The sequence below is a fragment of the Pseudomonas sp. E102 genome (assembly GCF_052660185.1).
Map to the genome: position 1 here is coordinate 3,867,330 of NZ_CP084025.1, position 20,000 is coordinate 3,887,329.

General features: G+C 59.5%; 20 protein-coding genes. 10 read left to right on the forward strand and 10 right to left on the reverse strand.

Annotation, left to right across the window (positions count from 1 at the left end):
* Positions 1 to 3: 3 nt before the first annotated feature.
* Both eutB and ehuR read right to left on the reverse strand, forming a co-directional pair.
* Positions 4 to 975, reverse strand: coding sequence for a hydroxyectoine utilization dehydratase EutB (gene eutB, locus DOCECA_RS17675; protein WP_434648894.1), 972 nt, complete (start codon positions 973 to 975; stop codon positions 4 to 6).
* Between the two features lie 307 nt (positions 976 to 1,282).
* A complete protein-coding gene (gene ehuR / locus DOCECA_RS17680) occupies positions 1,283 to 2,677 on the reverse strand; it encodes a MocR-like ectoine utilization transcription factor EhuR (RefSeq protein WP_434607672.1) in 1,395 nt (464 codons plus the stop codon).
* 290 nt (positions 2,678 to 2,967) lie between these two features.
* On the opposite strand from ehuR, the gene ehuB reads away from it, so the two are divergent.
* The 4 genes from ehuB to ehuA all read left to right on the forward strand — a co-directional run bounded on the left by ehuB (position 2,968) and on the right by ehuA (position 6,080).
* Positions 2,968 to 3,825: an ectoine/hydroxyectoine ABC transporter substrate-binding protein EhuB gene (ehuB, locus tag DOCECA_RS17685; RefSeq protein ID WP_445570866.1), complete on the forward strand. Its 858-nt coding sequence runs from the start codon at positions 2,968 to 2,970 to the stop codon at positions 3,823 to 3,825.
* A 73-nt stretch (positions 3,826 to 3,898) separates the two neighbouring features.
* On the forward strand, positions 3,899 to 4,558 hold the full coding sequence (gene ehuC / locus DOCECA_RS17690; protein ID WP_045156852.1) for an ectoine/hydroxyectoine ABC transporter permease subunit EhuC: 660 nt from the start codon (positions 3,899 to 3,901) through the stop codon (positions 4,556 to 4,558).
* Positions 4,555 to 5,211 (forward strand): ectoine/hydroxyectoine ABC transporter permease subunit EhuD, encoded by a 657-nt coding sequence (gene ehuD, locus DOCECA_RS17695; RefSeq protein WP_420765449.1) that lies wholly within the window; start codon positions 4,555 to 4,557, stop codon positions 5,209 to 5,211. Before ehuC ends, ehuD begins: the two co-directional genes overlap by 4 nt.
* On the forward strand, positions 5,211 to 6,080 hold the full coding sequence (gene ehuA / locus DOCECA_RS17700; RefSeq protein WP_420765450.1) for an ectoine/hydroxyectoine ABC transporter ATP-binding protein EhuA: 870 nt from the start codon (positions 5,211 to 5,213) through the stop codon (positions 6,078 to 6,080). Before ehuD ends, ehuA begins: the two co-directional genes overlap by 1 nt.
* A 129-nt stretch (positions 6,081 to 6,209) precedes the next feature.
* On the opposite strand, the gene DOCECA_RS17705 is transcribed toward ehuA, so the two are convergent.
* Together DOCECA_RS17705 and DOCECA_RS17710 are read right to left on the reverse strand one after the other, a co-directional pair.
* Entirely contained in the window at positions 6,210 to 6,944 is a 735-nt protein-coding gene (locus DOCECA_RS17705; protein WP_420765451.1) for an OmpA family protein, read from the reverse strand.
* Positions 6,945 to 7,096: 152 nt separating this feature from the next.
* The gene (locus tag DOCECA_RS17710; RefSeq protein ID WP_434560551.1) at positions 7,097 to 8,272 is read right to left on the reverse strand and encodes an aspartate aminotransferase family protein; all 1,176 of its coding nucleotides are present in this window, start codon (positions 8,270 to 8,272) and stop codon (positions 7,097 to 7,099) included.
* A gap of 98 nt (positions 8,273 to 8,370) precedes the next feature.
* On the opposite strand from DOCECA_RS17710, the gene DOCECA_RS17715 reads away from it, so the two are divergent.
* The 6 genes from DOCECA_RS17715 to DOCECA_RS17740 all read left to right on the forward strand — a co-directional run bounded on the left by DOCECA_RS17715 (position 8,371) and on the right by DOCECA_RS17740 (position 13,525).
* On the forward strand, positions 8,371 to 9,279 hold the full coding sequence (locus DOCECA_RS17715) for a LysR family transcriptional regulator (protein ID WP_434560553.1): 909 nt from the start codon (positions 8,371 to 8,373) through the stop codon (positions 9,277 to 9,279).
* 85 nt (positions 9,280 to 9,364) lie between these two features.
* Positions 9,365 to 9,982: a hypothetical protein gene (locus tag DOCECA_RS17720; RefSeq protein WP_420765454.1), complete on the forward strand. Its 618-nt coding sequence runs from the start codon at positions 9,365 to 9,367 to the stop codon at positions 9,980 to 9,982.
* Positions 9,975 to 10,724, forward strand: a complete 750-nt coding sequence (locus tag DOCECA_RS17725) for a hypothetical protein (protein WP_445570867.1) — start codon at positions 9,975 to 9,977, stop codon at positions 10,722 to 10,724. The genes DOCECA_RS17720 and DOCECA_RS17725 overlap by 8 nt, the downstream gene beginning before the upstream one ends.
* 141 nt (positions 10,725 to 10,865) lie before the next feature.
* Positions 10,866 to 11,879: a sensor domain-containing diguanylate cyclase gene (locus DOCECA_RS17730; protein ID WP_434564149.1), complete on the forward strand. Its 1,014-nt coding sequence runs from the start codon at positions 10,866 to 10,868 to the stop codon at positions 11,877 to 11,879.
* A gap of 133 nt (positions 11,880 to 12,012) precedes the next feature.
* Complete coding sequence (locus DOCECA_RS17735) at positions 12,013 to 12,699, forward strand: DUF72 domain-containing protein (RefSeq protein ID WP_420765456.1); 687 nt, start codon at positions 12,013 to 12,015, stop codon at positions 12,697 to 12,699.
* Between the two features lie 121 nt (positions 12,700 to 12,820).
* Positions 12,821 to 13,525 carry a hypothetical protein gene (locus DOCECA_RS17740; RefSeq protein ID WP_420765457.1) on the forward strand — a complete coding sequence of 235 codons (705 nt, stop codon included), beginning with the start codon at positions 12,821 to 12,823 and terminating at the stop codon, positions 13,523 to 13,525.
* A 189-nt stretch (positions 13,526 to 13,714) separates the two neighbouring features.
* Here the strand turns inward: DOCECA_RS17740 and cyoE are convergent, their stop codons facing one another.
* The 6 genes from cyoE to DOCECA_RS17770 all read right to left on the reverse strand — a co-directional run bounded on the left by cyoE (position 13,715) and on the right by DOCECA_RS17770 (position 19,858).
* Positions 13,715 to 14,602, reverse strand: a complete 888-nt coding sequence (gene cyoE, locus DOCECA_RS17745) for a heme o synthase (protein WP_434607686.1) — start codon at positions 14,600 to 14,602, stop codon at positions 13,715 to 13,717.
* An 11-nt stretch (positions 14,603 to 14,613) separates the two neighbouring features.
* Entirely contained in the window at positions 14,614 to 14,949 is a 336-nt protein-coding gene (gene cyoD, locus DOCECA_RS17750; protein ID WP_039591596.1) for a cytochrome o ubiquinol oxidase subunit IV, read from the reverse strand.
* Complete coding sequence (locus tag DOCECA_RS17755) at positions 14,950 to 15,576, reverse strand: cytochrome o ubiquinol oxidase subunit III (protein ID WP_039591598.1); 627 nt, start codon at positions 15,574 to 15,576, stop codon at positions 14,950 to 14,952.
* A gap of 3 nt (positions 15,577 to 15,579) precedes the next feature.
* Complete coding sequence (gene cyoB / locus DOCECA_RS17760; protein ID WP_420765459.1) at positions 15,580 to 17,610, reverse strand: cytochrome o ubiquinol oxidase subunit I; 2,031 nt, start codon at positions 17,608 to 17,610, stop codon at positions 15,580 to 15,582.
* Positions 17,611 to 17,613: 3 nt separating this feature from the next.
* Positions 17,614 to 18,561, reverse strand: a complete 948-nt coding sequence (gene cyoA, locus DOCECA_RS17765) for a ubiquinol oxidase subunit II (protein ID WP_420765460.1) — start codon at positions 18,559 to 18,561, stop codon at positions 17,614 to 17,616.
* A 787-nt stretch (positions 18,562 to 19,348) separates the two neighbouring features.
* Positions 19,349 to 19,858, reverse strand: coding sequence for a disulfide bond formation protein B (locus DOCECA_RS17770; RefSeq protein ID WP_434648906.1), 510 nt, complete (start codon positions 19,856 to 19,858; stop codon positions 19,349 to 19,351).
* Positions 19,859 to 20,000 lie beyond the last annotated feature (142 nt).

Consider the following 20,000-nt stretch of genomic DNA (forward strand, 5'->3'; position numbering starts at 1 on the left):
GGATCAGGCGTTGGCGCCAGCGATGACGCGGGCATGTTGTTCGGTGTCGACGTTGCGCCCGCTGACCACCAGGACAATGGGTCCACGCGGCTCGACCAGGCCGTCGAGCAGCGCCGCGATGCCCACCACCGCGGCGCCTTCGAGCACCAGGCGTTCATGGTGATAGGCGTGGCGGATGGCATGGGCGATGGACGCTTCCGAGAGCAGGTGCAGGTCATCGATCAACTGCCGGGTCATGGCGAAGGTGTAGCGGTTGTCCAGCCCGATACCGCCGCCGAGGGAATCGGCCAGGGTCGACAGTTCTTCGACATCCACGGGCTGCCCAGCGGCAAGGCTGGCGTGCATCGCCGCGCCTCGGGCCATGCTGATGCCGTGGACCTGGGTCGCTGGATTGGCGCTTTTGAGGGCCAGGGCAACGCCGGCGAACAGACCGCCGCCGGACAATGGAACGAGGACCTGGGCCACGTCCGGTTGCTGTTCCAGGATTTCCAGGCCGAGGGTGCCCTGGCCGGCGATGATCGCCGGGTGATCGAAGGGCGGCAGAAAGGTCGCGCCCTGCTCGTTCGCGATGCGCTCGGCTTCGCGCTGGGCATCGTCCTGGGACTGGCCGACGATGCACACCTCGGCGCCCAAATCGCGAATCGCCTGCACCTTGTTGGATGGCACTAGGTGAGACAGGCAGACAATCGCCCGCACGCCTTGTTGCGACGCGGCGTGCGCCAGCGCCCGGCCGTGATTGCCAGTCGACGCCGTGACCACGCCGCGCGCCTTCTGCTCGACGCTGAGCTGCGCCACCGCATTGCTCGCGCCACGCAGCTTGAAGCTGCCGGTGATCTGCAGGGATTCCAGCTTGAGGTATACGGGCACGCCCATTAGTCGCGACAGGCTAGGGGAATGCTCCATGGGCGTGCGCCTGACCTGCGACTCGATGCGCTGGCGAGCGAGGTAAATGTCCTGAAGCTGCAACCCTGTCATGACCGCGTCCCGAGCAGATGTGTTGGGCGCAGTCTAAGAGGGCCGGATTGTGGTGATGAATGTACTAGGGCAATTTAGTTTGCATTCACTATCGACCAAAAGAGATGACCACAATCCTCAAAGAACACCTCGCTCCCTGTGGCGAGGGAGCTTGCTCCCGCTGGTCTGCGCAGCAGACCCAACTCCTTTCAACCAGACGCACCTGCAGACGTTTAACTGTTTTTACGACTGCTTCGCAGCCGAGCGGGAGCAAGCTCCCTCGCCACAAAAGCACCTGCAACTTTGGAGTAAGCCCACCGCTTGCCCATCAGAAATCATGAATCTGCGGATACTGGTTGAAGATCTCCCGCATGCCGATCAACGCATGGCGCATTTCTTCATCGCTGCATTCGGCACCGACGCACACCCGCACCGCGCGCGGCCTGGGGGTGCCGCGTACGGTGAACGGATCGGGGGACGTGACGGCGATGTGCTTGTGGCGCAACGCCCGCACCAGGCTGTCCACTTCCCAGTGCGGCGGGATGCCGATCCAGGCATTCAAGGCATGAGGATGCTGGGCCAATACATGCTCACCCATGTATTCGGTGACCATCGCCTGGCGTCCGGCCAACAGGCGCCGTTGAAGATGCAGCAGCGAATCGGCGCGGCCGTCGCGGATCCAGCGGGCGGCGATTTCCGAGACCATCGGCGTGGCCATCCAACTGTTGACGCGCAGAATGCTTTCGGTGCGCAGCGCCAGGCGCTTGGGCACCACCAGATAACCGATCCGCAACCCCGTGAGCACGGACTTGGTCATGCTCGTGCAATAGAACGACAGCTCCGGCAGGTAGTGGCTGATGGGCGGCGCGCGGCGTTCGTCCAGCAGCGGACCGTACACATCGTCTTCGATGATATGCACGCCAAACCGTCGGGCGATCTCGGCGATTTCCCGGCGGCGGGCGTCGGGCATCAGGCTGGTGGTGGGGTTGTTCAAGTTTGGCGTGCACACCAGGGCGGTGATGCGCTCGTTGCTGCACATGTCCTCGAAGTGTTCGGGATCGATGCCATGGCGGTCAGTGTCCAGACCCTTGAGGGTAAAGCCCAGCACCTGGGAGTTGCCGATCACGCCGTGGTCGGTCAGCCCTTCGCAGAGCACCACATCGTCGGGCCCGGCGAGGGATGCCAGGGCGAGAAAAATGCCATGGGCGGCGCCATTGGTGATCAGCACATCGTTGCGATCGACCTTCAGGCCTTGGCGCCCGATCCATTGCACCGCCGCTTCGCGATGGGATTCAAAACCGGCTATCGGACGAAACGCATGGATCCAGGGCTGGTCTTCTTCAGTGCTCAGCTCGGCGCAGGTGTCGCGCCATAACTGGTCGTGCTCGCGGGTGTGGAGAATGCGCGTGATGGAAAAATCCACCAGCGCCCGCTCGGGGCTGTCGAGTATGTAAGTGGCGACCCGGTCGCTCATGCGCCGCGAGACGAAACTGCCGCGCCCTACTTCGCAACGTACCAGCCCTTGGCGCTCCAATTCTTTGTAGGCATTGGTGACGGTCTGCACGCTGATGCCCATGGCGTCGGCTACCTGCCGTTGCGGCGGCAGGCGCTGGTCGTTGGCCAAGGCGCCCTGTTCGATGTCATCGGCGATCGCCTGCACCAGGATCTTGTATTTGGATTCACCGCTGCGGGCGAGGTCCAGGGCTGACTTCCATTTATCCATAACGGCTGCGACCGGCGTGAGAACGGGTGCACACAGCATTGCGCGGCCATCGCGCCAAAGCAATTGTCCTAGTGCAATACAATCCGCGCCGGGGCTTTTGTATGCTCGGTCCAAGGTCATCGTCCAGGCGGGTTCATTACCCCGACAAAAAGCCGGATCGACCTGTACCGGCGCCGCTACCGATTCCAGGCCTCGCCCGGATCCGCCGCCGTACGCTTTGCTCTTGTCACACTGCCTCCTAACACAGAACCGTCCGCTGACGGATCCACAAGAAACAGGAGATTTTATCGATGAGCAATTTTCTTCCCGGCACCTGCGCACCCTTGCGTCGGATGTTGTTGACCTGTGCCGCACTGGGCCTGGCCGGCAGCGTCCAGGCCGCCACGCTGGACACCATCAAAAGCGACAGCAGCATCCGCATCGGCTACGCCAACGAAACCCCGTTTGCCTTCACCGAAACCGACGGCACCGTCACGGGTGAATCGCCGGAGATTGCCAAGATCATCTTCGCCAAAATGGGCATCAAGCAGGTCAACGGCGTGCTCACCGAATGGGGCTCGCTGATCCCTGGGCTGCGCGCGGGTCGCTTCGATGTGATTGCCGCCGGCATGTACATCACCCCGGCACGCTGCAAGCAAGTGTTGTTCACCGATCCGCAATACCAGCTGCCCGATGCCTTGCTGGTGGCCAAGGGCAACCCGAAAAAACTTCACAGTTATGAAGACATCGCCAAGCAACCGGATGTGAAGCTGGCAATCATGGCCGGCACGGTGAACCTGGCGTACGCTCGTGATTCCGGGGTCAAGGATGAACAGATTCTCCAGGTGCCCGACACCACCGCGCAATTGCAAGCCGTACGCGCCGGTCGCGCCGACGCCGCTGTCGGCACCCAACTGACCATGAAAGGCCTGGCCGCCAAGGGCGGTGACAAGGTCGAGGCGATGACTGAATTCAAGGACGACCCGTCACACATCGGCTATGGCGCCCTGGGCTTCCGTCCCGAAGACAAGGACCTGCGCGACGCGGTCAACGCCGAGCTGAAAAAATGGCTCGGGTCGGAAGAACACCTCAAGGCCGTCGCGCCGTTCGGTTTCGACAAATCCAACGTCACCAGCAAGACCGCGGCCGAGCTCTGCGCTCAGCCCTAATGGCACGCCGAAACGGGCATGACGCGCGGTGCGTGATGCCCGTTCCCTGCTTCATCGGACATCGGGTTGAACCATGGGCGAATTACTTCCGTTATTGATTCAAGGGGCCTGGGTCACACTCCAGGTGACTTTCTTCGGCTCGCTGCTGGCGATTGTCGCGGCGGTACTCGCAGCCCTCGGACGGCTGTCGCCGTGGCGCGCGTTGCGCTGGTTTTCCATCACCTACATCGAAGTGTTCCGAGGCACGTCGCTGCTGGTGCAATTGTTCTGGCTGTTCTTCGTGCTGCCGCTGCCGCCGTTCAACATCGAGCTGAGCCCCTACGCCGTGGCGATTGTCGGCCTGGGCCTGCACATTGGCGCGTACGGGGCCGAGGTGATGCGCGGCGCCATCAGCTCAGTCGCCAAGGGCCAATACGAGGCCTGCACGGCGCTGAACTTCAGCGGTTTCACGCGCTTCAAGCGAATCATCCTGCCCCAGGCGTTGCTGGCGGCCATTCCACCCGGCACCAATTTGTTGATCGAGTTGCTGAAGAACACGTCGCTGGTATCGCTGATCACCTTGTCGGACCTGAGTTTCCGGGCGCGCCAGTTGGATCAGGCAACGTTCCAGACCCTGGAGATCTTCAGCCTGGCGCTGGTGATGTATTTCATCCTCGCCCAGGCCATCAACTTCGGCATGCGCAACATCGAGCGGCGGCTGAGCCGGGGCCGGATGCGTGGAGGTCTGTCATGACACTGTTCGACTGGTCTTACGCCGCGCAAATCCTCCCGGACCTGCTGCGCGCCTCCCTCAACACCGTGGGCATCACCTTGATCGGCTTTGTGATTGCAATCGTGCTGGGGCTGTTCCTTGCGATTGGCCGGCGCAGCCGCCGATTCTGGCTGTCGTGGCCGGCCACGGCGGTGATCGAATTCATCCGCAGCACGCCGTTGCTGATCCAGGTGTACTTCCTCTACTACGTGCTGCCCAACTACGGCCTGAGCCTGACGGCCATGCAGGTTGGCATCGTGGGCATCGGCCTGCACTACGCCTGCTACATTGCCGAGGTCTATCGCAGCGGCCTCGACGCGGTGCCTCGGGCGCAGTGGGAAGCGGTGACAGCATTGAACATCGCGCCATACGACGCGTACCGCAACATCATCCTGCCCCAGGCATTGCGCCCCATCGTGCCGCCGCTGGGCAACTACCTGGTGGCAATGCTCAAGGACACGCCGGTGCTGTCGGCGATCACCGTGGTGGAAATCATGCAGCAGGCCAAGAATATCGGCTCCGAGCACTTCCGCTACCTGGAACCGATCACCCTGGTCGGCCTGTTCTTCCTCGCCCTGAGCCTCGCCTTGGCTTATCTGGTACGGCGCCTTGAAACGCGCATGGAGCTACGCTAATGACTTTACCTCTGTCCACGCCCACCGATCTGTCCCGGCGCAGCACGCTGGCATCGCAGCAGGAGGCCCCGGCCATGAACGTCCCGACACCGTCCCGGCCAATTGTGAGTTTCCAGGACGTGACCAAAAGCTACGGCAGCTTCACAGTGCTCGACCATTTGAACCTGGATGTCGCGCCCGGTGAAAAAGTCGCGATCATCGGCCCCAGTGGTTCCGGCAAATCGACGCTGTTGCGGGTGTTGATGACCCTGGAGGGTATCGACCAGGGCCAGATCCGCATCGAGGATGATTCGCTGACTCACATGCCCAACCGCAACGGCGTGCTGGTGCCCGCGAACGACCGACACATCCGCCGGGTGCGCGGCAAGATCGGCATGGTATTCCAGAGCTTCAACCTGTTTCCCCACATGACCGCGCTGCAGAACGTCATCGAGGCGCCCGTGCAAGTGCTGGGCATGAACCCGAAAGAAGCCCGCGAGCGTGCCGCCGACCTGCTGGAGCTGGTGGGCCTGGGCAACAAGCTAGACCATTACCCGTCGCAGCTGTCTGGCGGCCAGCAACAGCGGGTAGCGATTGCCCGGGCGCTGGCGATGCGGCCCAAGGTGATGCTGTTTGACGAAGTGACCTCTGCGCTGGATCCGGAGCTGTGCGGCGAAGTCTTGAACGTTATCCGCAAACTCGGCGCCGAACACAACCTGACGATGCTGATGGTGACTCACCAGATGGGCTTTGCCCGGGAGTTCGCAGACCGGGTGTGCTTCTTCTACAAGGGCCAGATTCACGAACAGGGCACCCCGGCACAGATTTTCGAAAACCCGCAGCAGGAGCGTACGTGTGCGTTCTTGAGTGCGGTGAAAGAGGCGAATTGACCCCTAATTACTCAAGTGAACACCTCCGTGGCGAGGGAGCTTGCTCCCTCGCCACAAAAGCCCAAACGCCAGTCGCAAAAAAAGAGGGACCCCATTTTCGGGGTCCCCCTTTCGTTTACAGCCCAGCGATCAAGGATACTGCTGGTAAGTCTGCCCCTGCTGCTCCGGCGCCTGGTACTGCTGCCCCGGAATAGCCTTGAGGTTGACCTCGACGCGACGGTTCTGCGCACGGCCGTTGACGTCGCTGTTGCTCGCCACCGGGTTGTCCGGGCCGGCGCCACGGGCCGAGAGGTTGGCACCGCTCACGCCCTGGGACGTCAGGTAGGTCGCCACGCTCTGGGCGCGGCGCTGGGACAGGTCCATGTTGTGCTGACGGCTGCCAGTACTGTCGGTGTAGCCGACGATTTCGATCTGGTTCTGGTTGAATTCCTTGAGGGAGTTGGCCAGGTTGTTCAGCGGCTGGTAGAAACTGGAGGCGATGTTCGCCGAGTCGGTGGCGAAGGTGATGTTGCCCGGCATGATCAGCTTGATCTGGTCGCCCTGGCGCTGCACCTCAACGCCGGTATTGGCCATGCTCGCACGCAGCTTCTTTTCCTGCTGGTCGGCGTAGTAGCCGTAGCCGGCCGCCGAGGCGCCAACCACCGCAGCGCCGATCAACGCACCCTTGCCCCGGTTATCGTGACCGATGGCCGCACCGGCCAGTGCCCCGGCCAGCGCACCGAGGCCACCGTACTTGGCGGTTTTGCTCATGCCCGACGAGTCGGTAGAGGCCTGGCCCTGATTGTCATAGGGGTTGGGCGACGCACAGCCGGACAACAGGGCCACGGCGGTAGCGACAACGATCAAGCGACGCGAGGTGAACATGAAGATGCTCCTGGGATTTTCAGTCTGGTTGCCAAAGTGTAGGCAATCGACTCTGGCGGGCGTTGGAACGCGGCAATCGTTAAAAATTCCGTCCCGTTGCGCTGCGTTTCGCCCTGACTGAACAACACCCGCCGTCGCCAGACCTTGAGCATTCACTCCTGCGCAAGGCTGCGGCTCACACCCCTGGCGATCATCTCCACTTCCCGCCCGTCAATCGTCAGCGGCGGCAACAGGCGGATGGTCTTGCCCCGGGTGACGTTGATCAGCAGGCCATGGTCCCGGGCAGCACGAAGGGTCAGGTCACGGACCGGTTGCTTGAGTTCGATGCCAATCATCAACCCTTGGCCTCGGACCTCCAACACGTTCGGGTTATCCGCCAACTCAGCCCGCAGCCGGCTGAGCAACTGTGCGCCCTGACGCCCGGCGTTCACCACCAGGCCTTGCTCCTCAATGATGTCAAGCACCGTGCAACCCACACGGCAGGCCAGGGGATTGCCGCCAAACGTACTCCCATGACTGCCGGGCGTGAACAGCTCGGCGGCTTTGCCCCGGGCCAGGCAGGCACCGATGGGGACGCCATTGCCCAAGCCTTTGGCAAGAGTCATGACGTCCGGCACGATGCCTTCGTGCTGGAACGCAAACCATTGGCCGGTGCGGCCGATGCCGGTCTGGATCTCGTCGAGCATCAGCAACCAGGCGCGCCGGCTGCACAGGTCCCGCAGCGCCCGCAGGTAACCCGGCGGCGCGACTTGCACGCCACTTTCCCCTTGGATCGGCTCCACCAGAATCGCGACGATACGCTCGCCATGGGTCTGCTGGATTTTTTCCAACGCCGCGAGATCGCCAAACGGCACCTTGATGAAATCCCCCGGCAACCGATTGAATCCCAGCCGCACCGATGGGCCGTCGCTGGCGGACATCGTGCCCAGCGTGCGCCCATGGAAGGCGTTGTCCATGACCACCACCAGCGGCTGCTCGACGCCTTTGTGCCAGCCGTGCAGACGCGCCAGTTTCAGTGCGGTTTCGTTGGCCTCGGCTCCGGAGTTGTTGAAAAATGCCCGGTCCATTCCCGACAACTGCGTGAGTTTGCCGGCCAACCGTTGTTGCCAGTCGATGCTGTACAGGTTGGAGGTGTGCAGCAACAGGCCGGCCTGCTCACTGATGGCCGCCACCAGCCGGGGATGGGAGTGCCCGACGTTGGTCACCGCCACACCCGCCACCGCATCGAGGTACTCGCGGCCGTCCTGGTCCCACAGGCGGGTCCCCAGGCCATGGGTGAAACTCAATGCCAGAGGTTGGTAAGTGCTCATCAGGCAAGCGGCGGTCATGACATCTAGCTCCATCGGGTGGTTTTTTCCAGTATGGTTAGCCACCCTCGATGGATAAACGCTGCTTCACTTCAATCATTTATAAGCCGAGCTTGATAATGGACTTGTTCCAGGCAATGACTGTTTACGTAAAAGTCGTGGAGACGGGCAGCCTGACAGCGGCAGCCCTGGCGTGCGAAATGTCCACCACCATGGTAGGCAATCATCTTCGTGCGCTGGAACAACGCCTCGGCGTGCGCCTGATCAATCGTACGACTCGTCGTCAACGCTTGACGGAATTCGGCTCAGCCTATTACCAACGTTGCCTGGAGGTGCTCGGGCTGGTCGCCGACTCAGAGCGCCTGGCGGAACAGACCCAAGGCGACCCCACCGGCACCTTGCGCATCACCGCGCCGCTGACCTTCGGCACGGAGCGTCTGGCGCCAGCACTGGCCGAGTTCAGCCAGCGCTACCCACAGGTCAAGCTCGATGTGGTACTGACCAACCAGCGCCTCGACCTGCTCGACCATGGCTTCGATGTCGCCATCCGACTGGGGCTCCCCGATCCGAAGCTGATCGCCCGCCCCTTGGTGGACTACACCCTGACCATCTGCGCGTCTCCCGTTTACCTTGCTCGGCGAGGCACACCGCGCAAGCCCGACGATTTGCGACACCATGATTGCCTGTCGTTTGCCTATTCCGCCGGCGATGAATGGCGCTTCGCCCAGGAACACTGGCCAATCAACGGCCCGGAAGGCGAAATCAAAATCCCGGTGACCGGCCCGATGCTGATCAATAGCTCTTCGGGCCTGCACCGTGCCGCGCTCGCCGGCATGGGCGTGGTAATGCTGCCCGACGCGCTGGTGGCAAAGGATCTGCAGGAAGGGCATCTGGTGGCGCTGCTCCAGGACTATCAACTGCCTCATCGCCCGATGAGCCTGATGTACGCCCAGGATCGCTACCGTTTGCCGAAGCTGCGCAGTTTTGTCGAGTTTGCCCTGGAGTACTGGGCGAGGCCCGTCGGATAGAGAAATTTGCCTTTTAAGGCTACTATTGTAGAAGTAGCTTTTAAAGGCTACTTTTTAGATTCTAACGACTGAGCACATTCAATCAATGAAGCCAGAAGCGGTATTGACCGGTGACCTGATTCACTCGCAGAGCGCAGGGAATACCCTTGCGTACATCGCACGCCTGGAAAAGGTGTTGGGACAGCAGGAAAAACGCTACCAAGCGAAAGCGGACATTTTTAGAGGTGACGGTTTTCAACTTTTGATGAGCCAGCCCGAACAAGCTTTCCACTGTGCCATCGCCTTGCGAGCCGCCTTGATCGAGGCCAGCCCCGAAGGCGAGCGTTGGGATGCGCGCATCGCCGTGGGCATTGGCTCGGCACGCAAATCGCAAACCTATGGTGAAGCTTTCGTCCTTTCCGGCCAAGGGCTCGATAGCATGAAAAAAAATACGCTGGCCGTGTTCTGCAATCACCAGGAATTCCAAGAGCGCGCAGGATTGGTAACAGAGTTCGTTGCAGCCGTACTGGAGGAATGGACAGTGGTCGAAGCCCAGACCTATGCGCTGCACCTGATAGAGGAAACCAACCAACAAACCATCGCCCACAGCCTAGGCAAGTCCCGGGTCACCATCAACAAAGCTCTGCAGCGCGCCCAAGCGCGTTTACTGGACAAATACCTGGCAAGCACCAGCCGGTGGATCAAGGAGCTGGGCAGTGATTGAATCGTCAAGATTGCTCGTAATCCTGTTATTCGCGCATGTGCTTCTGGACTTCTGGATATCCGGTTATTTCACATCAAAAACCTCCGCCAGCCGTACCCGACAAATCGCCTGCAACCTGATCATGCTAGGTATCTATTTCGCAGTTTTTTCCCTGCTGCTGATACTGGCGGGGCAAACCGGTGCTTTAGCCACTAAAGCCGGATTGTTGATGGCAGCCGCCAAACTGATTACCCTCATCTTTATTCATGACCCTACCAAATCACCGCTATGGGCTCTGCTTGCCCGACAAACTGTTCTAGTTGCCAGCCTGGCCACGATCTGCCTGCTCTCTGACAGCAGTGCTGCGAGTGTTCAAGGCGCTCTGGCAAAACTAATGACCACGACAAATCTTACGGTTGGCCTCGCCTATCTCGCGATGCTACGACCCGCTTCAGCATTGATTGGCACAGTACTCAGTCCATGGATTAAAGAAATCGACACTGTAGGCTCCTTGACCAACGCAGGGACATTGATCGGCTATCTGGAGCGATTACTCATATTGACATTTGTCTTGCTGGAGCAATGGGAGGCCGTCGGTTTTCTTCTCACCGCAAAAAGCATCCTTCGCTTCAATGAAATCCAGAATGCCAAAGTACGGTCCATCAGCGAATACGTATTATTAGGCACCCTACTCAGCTTTACCTTGAGCATAGGAACAGGGCTGCTCGTCATGAATGCATTAAAGTTGATCGCCGACCAGTAGCCTGAAAAGGCTACTTCTTGATTTGTAGCCTTAAGGCGCTACTTCAGATGCACCATGTCACCCCTAGTGACCCCTAAGCCCATCGGCTACTCTTCACCCTCGGAGAGCATTTTGATATCAGGGCTGATTGAGGGAACAATGATGGACGACGCCTCGAAGATCGATTTGCTGCGGTTCGATTTGTCCGATCTGGACGAAAGCGTGCTGCACACCATCATGGAACTGGTCAGCGATGGCATCTGGGACTGGAACGCCAATACCGGGTTCGTTTATCGCAACCCCGGTTGGTACACCATGCTCGGCTACTCGCCTCATTCGCTGAGCAACACCGTGTTGACTTGGGAGAGCGTGATCCATCCGCAGGATTACCCCCAGGTGATGTCACTGTTCGATGACTACCTTCAACAACGCTCGGCAAAATACCAAGCCGAATACCGCTGTCGCACGCATGACGGCTCGTATATCTGGATCGAAGACCGCGGCTACGTCATCGCTCGCAACCCCGACGGCAGCGTGGCCCGAATGATCGGCGCCCATCGCAGCATCGACGACAAGAAGCGTCTGTTCGAGCAACTTGAACGGCGCAACAAATCCCTGGAAGCGGTCATCGAAGAGCGCACGCGTGAGTTGTCGCGGGTCAACCATCAATTGCAGATCCAACTCGACGAAAACCGCAGGCTCGCCGAAACCGACGCATTGACCCTGGTCGCTAATCGGTATCGCCTGGAGCAGACGCTGCCTCAGGCTTGCGAACGCGCCCAGCGCTTTCGCGAACCGTTGTCGCTGATCGCCATGGACATCGACGATTTCAAGGACATCAACGATCGATACGGCCATGCATTCGGTGATGCGGCGCTGGTGCAAGTGGTGCAGGCGGTCAAGCGTTGTGAGCGCGACAGCGACCTGTTGGTGCGTTGGGGTGGCGATGAATTCATCATGATTTTGCCAAATACATCATTGGCCGATGCGGTCTTGATGGCCGAAACCATACGCCGCGGCCTGTCCGACCTGCTCCCGGTAGGGGATTTCCAGATCACCATGAGTTTTGGTGTGGTGCAGCGGATCGAAGACGAAACCCAAGAGGTATTGATGGATCGGGCGGACCAGGCGCTGTATCGCTCGAAGATGGCCGGCAAGAACGTGATATGCGACTGACCTCTGCTTGCGAAGGATGAATCCATGAGGCGTTTGTTGCGGTCATAGCTTTGTCCCCGCAATCAGGCCTCCCACATTGGCAACTCGACTCTCACGCTCTTCAATCCTTTTCCTGGGCTGCGCGGGCTGGTCATTGCCCAGGGCGCAATGGCCGTCCTTTCCCGATGAAGGCACCCATCTGCAGCGCTACAGCGCACGCTTTCCAGCCGTGGAGATCAACAGTTCGTTCTATCGCCCGCACCGCCCCGCCACGTATGCAAAATGGGCGGACAGCGTGGCCGCAGAATTTCGCTTCTCGGTGAAAATGCCAAAGCAGATCACTCACGAACGACGCTTGGTTGATTGCGAGGGGCTTGTGGAAGAATTCCTCGGGCAGTGCTCGCAACTGGGGGAAAAACTCGGCTGCCTGCTGATTCAACTGCCACCTTCGCTGGCCTTTGACGACGCCCAGGCCGAGACCTTCTTCAAGGTTTTGCGTGATCGTTACCAAGGCGATGCGGTGCTTGAACCTCGACACCCGAGCTGGCTCGCACCACCCGCCATGGCGATGCTGCAGACCCAGCGAATCGGTCGCGTGGCCGCCGATCCCTCGCCGCTGCCGGGGGGCGACCAACCGGCGGGGTGGCCCGGCATTCGTTATTACCGTATGCACGGCTCGCCGAAGATTTATTACACCCCTTACGATGATGTCCGGCTCAAGCAAATCGCCCAAGCCTTGAAAGCCGCCCCGGACACACCGACCTGGTGCATATTCGATAACACGGCCAGCGGCGCAGCGACCCCGGACGCGTTGCGGTTGATGGCGCTGTTGCGCGGATGAAATGCGTACCGGCGACCGGTCCGACCGTGACAACACCGCCCGCGTCCAATAGATTAGGCGGCCGGAAAAAAGCTCAACCCCTTTCTCGCCATATCCCGCTAACAGAAGTAGTGAAATTTCAATGTCCGATTCCAATACCGCTGAATCCGTAATCACCCTGTCGTCCAAAGCGGAATACGAAAACTCCATCAATCTTTCACAGCATCTGCCCCAGGCCAAGACCATCAGCGAGATGGTCCTGGATGCGTTCCAGTCGAACCGCGAAAGCGACCAGATCCGCGAACTGCGCACCGCCATCCGCCAGGCTCACGACGCGTTCGATGACGACAAGGCCTACGAACTGATGGGCCAGCTCAAGCAACTCAAGGACGCCGAAGCTGCGGATTTTGCTGCTTTGGAAGACCTGAGCAGCCGCTTCCCCATCAGCCGCATTCTCTCCAGCTACAAGGATGATGCGGATTTCCAGGAACTGGTCTACGGCCTGGCCTTGAAAGTGCTGAACCAGACCCACCAGGCGATCAGCAACCCAAGCGGTAGCAAAGGCAAGGCCTCGCGGCCCAAGAAGGAAGCCGAGGTGTTCGTCATCAGCAAGGACGGCATCAGCGTCACCCTGCCCCTGCGCACCCCGCGCTCCAAGCCGAACGTCGACCGCGAGGCCTTCGAGTTCCTGGGTTTCAACTTTGTTGGTGAAGGCGACGAAGCCGAACTGGAAAGCGAGACCTTCCTGGACAATGACGGCACCGAACAACCAGTTACACGTAAAAGCATCGTCACTGCCCTGCAACAGCAGAAAGCGTTCGACGGCTACAGCATCGCCCAGCAATAAAATAAGCCCGCGTCGAGTCGAGTCCCTTGTGGGAGCGAGCCTGCTCGCGAATGCGGTGGATCATTTGAGGTGATGTGGCTGAACGGGCGCATTCGCGAGCAGGCTCGCTCCCACAGAAGTCCCAAGTAACACCCAAGAAAAAGCCCCGCACTTCTCTCGAAGGCGGGGCTTTTTTACTGCCTCTGTCGCTTAAGGCGCGTAAGTCAGCAACAACTCACTCGGCACCTTGAAATCCAGGGACATCATCACGCTCAGGGCAGTGATGGTGAAGATCGAGAACACGAACAGCTTGCGTGCCCAGACCGTGTCATCCACCGCCTTGTAGCCGGTCCAGGCCATGTACAGCCAGTACATGCCCATGGCAGCGGCGACGGCGAGGTAGCTCATGCCGGCGTAGCCGCTGAAGGTCAGCATCAAGGTCGCCACGAGGAAGGCCAGGATGTAGAGCAGGATGTGTTTCTTGGCTACCTGGATACCGCGCTTGACCGGCAATACCGGGATCGAGGCCGCCAGGTAATCATTGAAGCGGAAGATCGCGATGGCATAGGAATGCGGCATCTGCCACAGGCTGAACATCACCAGCAGCGTCACCGCCGCCATGTCGAAGCTGTTGCTGACCGCGACATAACCGATCACCGGCGGCATCGCCCCCGACAGACTGCCCACCAGCGTGCCGTGAACCGACTTGCGCTTGAGGTACAGGCTGTAGAGGCCGACGTAGATGACAAAGCCGATCACCGCGAACAACGCCGCCAGCGGGTTGGCGACCCAGTACAGCAGCGCCACGCCGGCCACACCCAGCACCGTGGCAAACGCCAGAGCCAGTTGCACCGGAATCAGGCCTTGGACCAGCGCCCGGTTCTTGGTGCGTTCCATCTTGATGTCGATATCACGGTCGATGCAGTTGTTGAACACGCAACCGGACGCCACCACCAGGGAAGTGCCGATCATCGCCGCCAGGAAGATGGCCAGATCGACATGCCCCTTCGAGGCCAGGAAAAACCCGCCCGCCACAGAAAGCACGTTACCGAAAATGATCCCCGGCTTGGTGATTTGGATAAAGTGCTTCAGTGACATCCGGACTTTCCTCAGTGCGCCATCATGTTGGTGTGGATGCTGAACATGATCCACAGCGACAAGCCGACCAGCAGTACGATCACCAGCGCAGCGAAGACAAACGCAATCACGTTGTTACGCTGGGCGGCCGAACGGTCCAGGTGCAGGAAGTACACCAGGTGGACCAATACTTGGACCACGGCGAAGATCAGAATGATCCAAAGCGTCAGGCTCTTGGGCAGCGATGGGTACATCACCAGGCCGAACGGAATGACGGTCAGGATCACCGACAGGATGAAACCGATGGCGTAGGACTTGACGCTGCCGTGGCCGGCGTCGTGGCCATCATGGGAATGAGCGTTAGCCATTTACAGGGTCCCCATCAGATAAACAACGGTGAATACGCAGATCCACACCACGTCCAGGAAGTGCCAGAACAGGCTCAGGCAGCTCAGGCGCGTCTTGTTGGTGGCGGTCAGGCCGTTTTTCTGGACTTGGTACATCATGATCGCCATCCAGATCAGACCGCTGGTCACGTGCAGACCGTGGGTGCCGACCAGGGTGAAGAACCCGGACAGGAAACCGCTGCGGCTCGGGCCGTAGCCTTCGGCGATCAGGATATGGAACTCATTGATCTCCATGGCGATAAAGCCGGCGCCCAGCAGGAAGGTCATCGCCAACCAGCCCAGGACCTGGGTTTTCTTGCCCTTGTACAACGCCAGCATGGCGAAGCCGTAGGTGATCGAACTGAACAGCAGCAGCGCGGTTTCGCCCAGTACATAAGGCAGTTCGAAGATGTCGTGGCCCGACGGGCCACCGGCGACGTTGTTAACCAGCACCGCGTACACCGCGAAGATCGACGCAAACAGAATGCAGTCGGTCATCAGGTAGAGCCAGAAACCGAATACGGTCATCTCGCCCGAGTCGTGGTGATGGTCATCGTGCCCATGGTCATGACCATGGGCGTGTCCAACATTGGTCACTAAGTTCGACATGGTTTAAGCCTGTTCCAACGAGGTTTCAACACGGGTGGCGGTGGCAGGGACTTTCCCGGCCGCGACCAGACGCTTGTGCTGCTCGGCTTCGATGCGTTCGATGACATCCACCGGCACCATGTAGCCCTGATCGTCACGGGCGGCATGGATGGCGAAATACACCACGGTGCCGACCAGGCTGGCGATGGCCAGCCACCAGATGTGCCAGATCATCGCGAAACCGAACACGGTCAACAGCCCGCCCATGACCACACCGGTGGCGGTGTTGTTGGGCATGTGGATCGGCGAGTACTTGGCCGGAGCCTGGTACGCGGTGCCGTTTTCCTTGGCTTCGGTGAACGGGTCGATGACGTCCGCTTTCGGCAGCACGGCAAAGTTGTAGAACGGCGGTGGCGAAGAAGTCGACCATTCCAGGGTATGGGCATTCCACGGGTCACCGTGTTCGCACATGTTTTCCGGCTTCTTGCGGTCACGCACGCTGACGTACAACTGGATCAGCTGGCAGGCGATACCCACGGCAATCATCACCGCGCCGAACATGGCGACGTACAGGTACGGCACCCACTCAGGGTTGGTAGTGGCGTTCAGGCGACGGGTCATGCCCATGAAGCCCAATGCATAGAGCGGCATGAACGCGACGAAGAAGCCCGAGATCCAGAACCAGAACGCTGCCTTGCCCCAGCCTTCGTGCAGCTTGAAGCCGAACGCTTTCGGGAAATAGAACGCAAAGCCCGCGATGTAGCCGAACACGGCGCCGCCGATGATCACGTTATGGAAGTGCGCGATCACGAACAGGCTGTTGTGCAGCACAAAGTCAGCACCCGGAATGGCCAGCAGTACGCCGGTCATACCGCCGATGGCGAAGGTCACCATGAAGCCCAGAGTCCACAGCACATGGCTGGTGAAACGCAGGCGGCCCTGGTAGATGGTGAACAGCCAGTTGAACAGCTTCACACCCGTCGGGATCGAGATCAGCATGGTCGCCAGGCCGAAGAAGGCGTTGACGCTTGCACCCGAACCCATGGTGAAGAAGTGGTGCAGCCAGACCATGAAGCCCAGTACCGAGATCGCGCCCGAAGCGTAGATCATCGAGTGGTGGCCAAACAGTTTCTTGCCGGAGAAGGTCGAGATGACTTCGGAGAAGATACCGAACGCCGGCAGGATCAGGATGTACACCTCAGGGTGACCCCAAGCCCAGAACAGGTTGACGTACATCATCGGATTTCCACCCAGTTCATTGGTGAAAATGTGGAAATCCATGTAGCGGTCAAGCGTCAGCAGAGCCAGTGTAGCGGTGAGGATCGGGAACGAAGCGACGATCAGCACGTTGGCCCAGGTGCAGGTCCAGGTGAAGATCGGCATGTCCATCAGCTTCATGCCAGGGGTACGCATCTTCAGCACGGTGGCCAGGAAGTTGACCCCTGTCAGCGTTGTCCCCAACCCGGATAGCTGTAGCGCCCAGATGTAGTAGTCCACCCCCACGCCCGGACTGTATTGCAGCCCCGACAACGGCGGATAGGCAACCCAACCGGTCTTGGCGAATTCGCCGACACCCAGGGAAACGTTGATCAGCACGACGCCGGAAACCAGCAGCCAGAAGCTCAAGGAGTTCAGGAACGGATAGGCAACGTCACGGGCGCCGATCTGCAGCGGCACTGCGAGGTTCATCAGGCCGGTGAAGAATGGCATCGCCATGAAAATGATCATGATCACACCGTGGGCGGTGAAGATCTGGTCATAGTGTTCAGGCGGCAGGTAGCCGGGCGAGCCCTCGGTGGCCATGGCCAACTGGGTACGCATCATGATCGCGTCGGCAAAACCGCGCAGCAACATGACCATGGCGACGATGATGTACATCACGCCGATCTTCTTGTGGTCGACCGAGGTCAACCATTCAGTCCACAGGTACGTCCACTTCTTGAAATAAGTAATACCCGCAAACAGCGCCAGGCCACCGAGCCCGATGATGGCGAGGGTCACCATGACAATCGGCTCGTGGAACGGGATCGCTTCCCAACTTAATTTACCAAACATCGTTTACTCCTCTGCCCCGGCAGCTGAATGCGAGCTCATGTCCATCCCTTCCATGTTGTGGGCCACTTCCTTCTCTTTCTTCTCGTGATGCATCGGCTTGCCCGGATTCATCCCTTCATACTTATCGATGATGGTCTGGAACAGGTTCGGCGTGACCGACGAGTAGAGTTCGACTGGGTTGTTCTGGCTCGGCTTGGAAAGGGCTTCGTATTCAGCTTTTTCAAGCTGTTTAGGTGCCTTCTTCACTTCGTTTACCCAGGCGTCGAATTCTTCCTGGGTGGTGGCGGTCGCCTTGAACTTCATGCCGGTGAAACCCGCGCCGCTGTAGTTGGCGGAGATACCTTCAAGTTCGGTGTTCTGGTTGGCGATCAGGTGCAGCTTGGTCTGCATGCCCGCCATCGCGTAGATCTGGCCGCCCAGGCCCGGGATGAAGAACGAGTTCATCACGGTGTCGGAGGTGACCTTGAAGTTGATCGGCGTGTGGGCCGGGAACACGATCTTGTTGACCGTGGCGATACCTTGTTCCGGATAGATGAACAGCCACTTCCAGTCCATCGAGACCACTTCAATGGTGATTGGCTTGACGTCGGAATCCAGCGGACGGTACGGGTCCAGTGCGTGGGTCGACTTGTAGGTGATGTAACCCAGGGCAATGATGATCAATACCGGAATGGTCCACACCGCGACTTCGATCTTGGTCGAGTGGGACCATTTCGGGGTGTAGGTGGCACTGGTGTTGGACGCGCGGTATTTCCAGGCGAACAAGAACGTCATGACGATAACCGGCACAACGACCAGCAACATCAGCAGCGTGGCGGTGATGATCAGGTTTCGTTCATCCAGGCCGACCTGGCCCTTGGGATCGAGCAGGGTCATGTTGCAGCCTCCCAGCAGCAACGTGCCGAGCAGCGGCAACAAGCCTAGTAATCGGGGGTACCTGTTTTTACTCATCTCACGACCTCTAAAGCAGCTTGCGCAATGCAGTTGGGTTTTGATCGCCAACACTTCACCCTGCCAAGGGTTGGCATTTTCTTGGATTGAATAAGGGCTGCCCGTCGAACGTCAGCGGCTGTTCGACACATCCCGGGCCAGCAGTGAGTTCTTATTCGTTGGTCAAAGGCCTAGTTCTCAAGCCCAATTCCATTTGGTGCGGGTAGTTGGAGGCACCGACACCTGGGGTCGCATGGGGCGCTGGCGCCCTTCGACCACTCTCGTGCTCAAGCCTGAGCCGGGTCGGAAAATCGGTGCGGGCGATTGTAGTGAGCTGCGGCGTTGGAGACCATGTCTTAACCCGAAATAATTTTTATCCGATCCGGCAACAATCTATCGCCGATATTGCAACGGGCCAGCATGTTATCGAAATACATTCTCAACAAGAACCCCAAAAAACGTAAGGCTACTACGCCCGATTTAGACAGCTGCGTACGTTTTCGCCGGGCTTGCATGACCCGTCAGCGCCCGTTTTACGGGGCCTAGGCGTCACGGCGCTTCGCTGTTAAAAATGCCTGCATGGAAGATGACAATATTGCGGTCGGGGAGGATATCAGGCCGTTTTTTTATTACAGGTTGCAGCGTCAATTCACCGCTTGAAAGGAACGCAGAGGCACGATGTGTGACAACGTGTCGCACATCGTCGCAGGGCATTCCTGCTTCGGATCAAGGCGGGTCCCAAACGGCGCCGAAATAAAAAACGCCCCGGGTCTTGGTGAAAAAACCGGGGCGTCTGTGCAGATCGACTCTAGCGTAGGGCTTTGCGATTACGGGACACCAACAAGGGCACCAGCACGGCGGTCAACACGAATGCCACCAACGCCCACTGCGCCAGCGACAATCCCAGGACAGGGGGATACGGCGTGGAGCAGAAACCATCAACCTGAAAACCCAGCGGGAAGATCTTCGCCAGTGGCAGGTCATCGACAATCGGCTGCAAGACGTCGACGCCACAACTGACCGCCGGAAAGAACTGCGTGTAGACGTGATGCCCCGCCACGCCCGCGCCGGCCAACGCACACAGCACGACCAACCCTTCGAAAATCGTCAGGCTGCGGCGGGTGCGCATGGCCGCACCGATGAAGGCAAAGAGGGCGATCAGCAACAACGCATAGCGTTGCAGGATGCACAGTGGGCATGGCGCCTCACCCAGCACGACCTGCATATACAGCGCGCCGCCGATCAGTGCGAGGCAGATCACCCCCAGCAACACCAGGTAGCGCCGCTCACGGCCCAGGCGCATTATTTGTTCACTCATTGCGTTTCCCTTCATCTGCATGGATCGACGCGCCGCATGACTGTGCTCGGCGCGTTGTCGGATGGCCGAAGTCTACACGCAGATAGTGAACGAGCGGCAGCCGGCAGCATCGAGGGAATAAACAGGAAGGGGGTTAAGCGCG

Coding starts and splice junctions, on each gene's coding strand:
- eutB (WP_434648894.1), bottom strand. CDS start 975: ATGACAGGGTTGCAGCTTCAGGACATTTACCTCGCTCGCCAGCGCATC.
- ehuR (WP_434607672.1), bottom strand. CDS start 2,677: ATGGATAAATGGAAGTCAGCCCTGGACCTCGCCCGCAGCGGTGAATCC.
- ehuB (WP_445570866.1), top strand. CDS start 2,968: ATGAGCAATTTTCTTCCCGGCACCTGCGCACCCTTGCGTCGGATGTTG.
- ehuC (WP_045156852.1), top strand. CDS start 3,899: ATGGGCGAATTACTTCCGTTATTGATTCAAGGGGCCTGGGTCACACTC.
- ehuD (WP_420765449.1), top strand. CDS start 4,555: ATGACACTGTTCGACTGGTCTTACGCCGCGCAAATCCTCCCGGACCTG.
- ehuA (WP_420765450.1), top strand. CDS start 5,211: ATGACTTTACCTCTGTCCACGCCCACCGATCTGTCCCGGCGCAGCACG.
- DOCECA_RS17705 (WP_420765451.1), bottom strand. CDS start 6,944: ATGTTCACCTCGCGTCGCTTGATCGTTGTCGCTACCGCCGTGGCCCTG.
- DOCECA_RS17710 (WP_434560551.1), bottom strand. CDS start 8,272: ATGACCGCCGCTTGCCTGATGAGCACTTACCAACCTCTGGCATTGAGT.
- DOCECA_RS17715 (WP_434560553.1), top strand. CDS start 8,371: ATGGACTTGTTCCAGGCAATGACTGTTTACGTAAAAGTCGTGGAGACG.
- DOCECA_RS17720 (WP_420765454.1), top strand. CDS start 9,365: ATGAAGCCAGAAGCGGTATTGACCGGTGACCTGATTCACTCGCAGAGC.
- DOCECA_RS17730 (WP_434564149.1), top strand. CDS start 10,866: ATGGACGACGCCTCGAAGATCGATTTGCTGCGGTTCGATTTGTCCGAT.
- DOCECA_RS17740 (WP_420765457.1), top strand. CDS start 12,821: ATGTCCGATTCCAATACCGCTGAATCCGTAATCACCCTGTCGTCCAAA.
- cyoE (WP_434607686.1), bottom strand. CDS start 14,602: ATGTCACTGAAGCACTTTATCCAAATCACCAAGCCGGGGATCATTTTC.
- cyoD (WP_039591596.1), bottom strand. CDS start 14,949: ATGGCTAACGCTCATTCCCATGATGGCCACGACGCCGGCCACGGCAGC.
- DOCECA_RS17755 (WP_039591598.1), bottom strand. CDS start 15,576: ATGTCGAACTTAGTGACCAATGTTGGACACGCCCATGGTCATGACCAT.
- cyoB (WP_420765459.1), bottom strand. CDS start 17,610: ATGTTTGGTAAATTAAGTTGGGAAGCGATCCCGTTCCACGAGCCGATT.
- cyoA (WP_420765460.1), bottom strand. CDS start 18,561: ATGAGTAAAAACAGGTACCCCCGATTACTAGGCTTGTTGCCGCTGCTC.
- DOCECA_RS17770 (WP_434648906.1), bottom strand. CDS start 19,858: ATGAGTGAACAAATAATGCGCCTGGGCCGTGAGCGGCGCTACCTGGTG.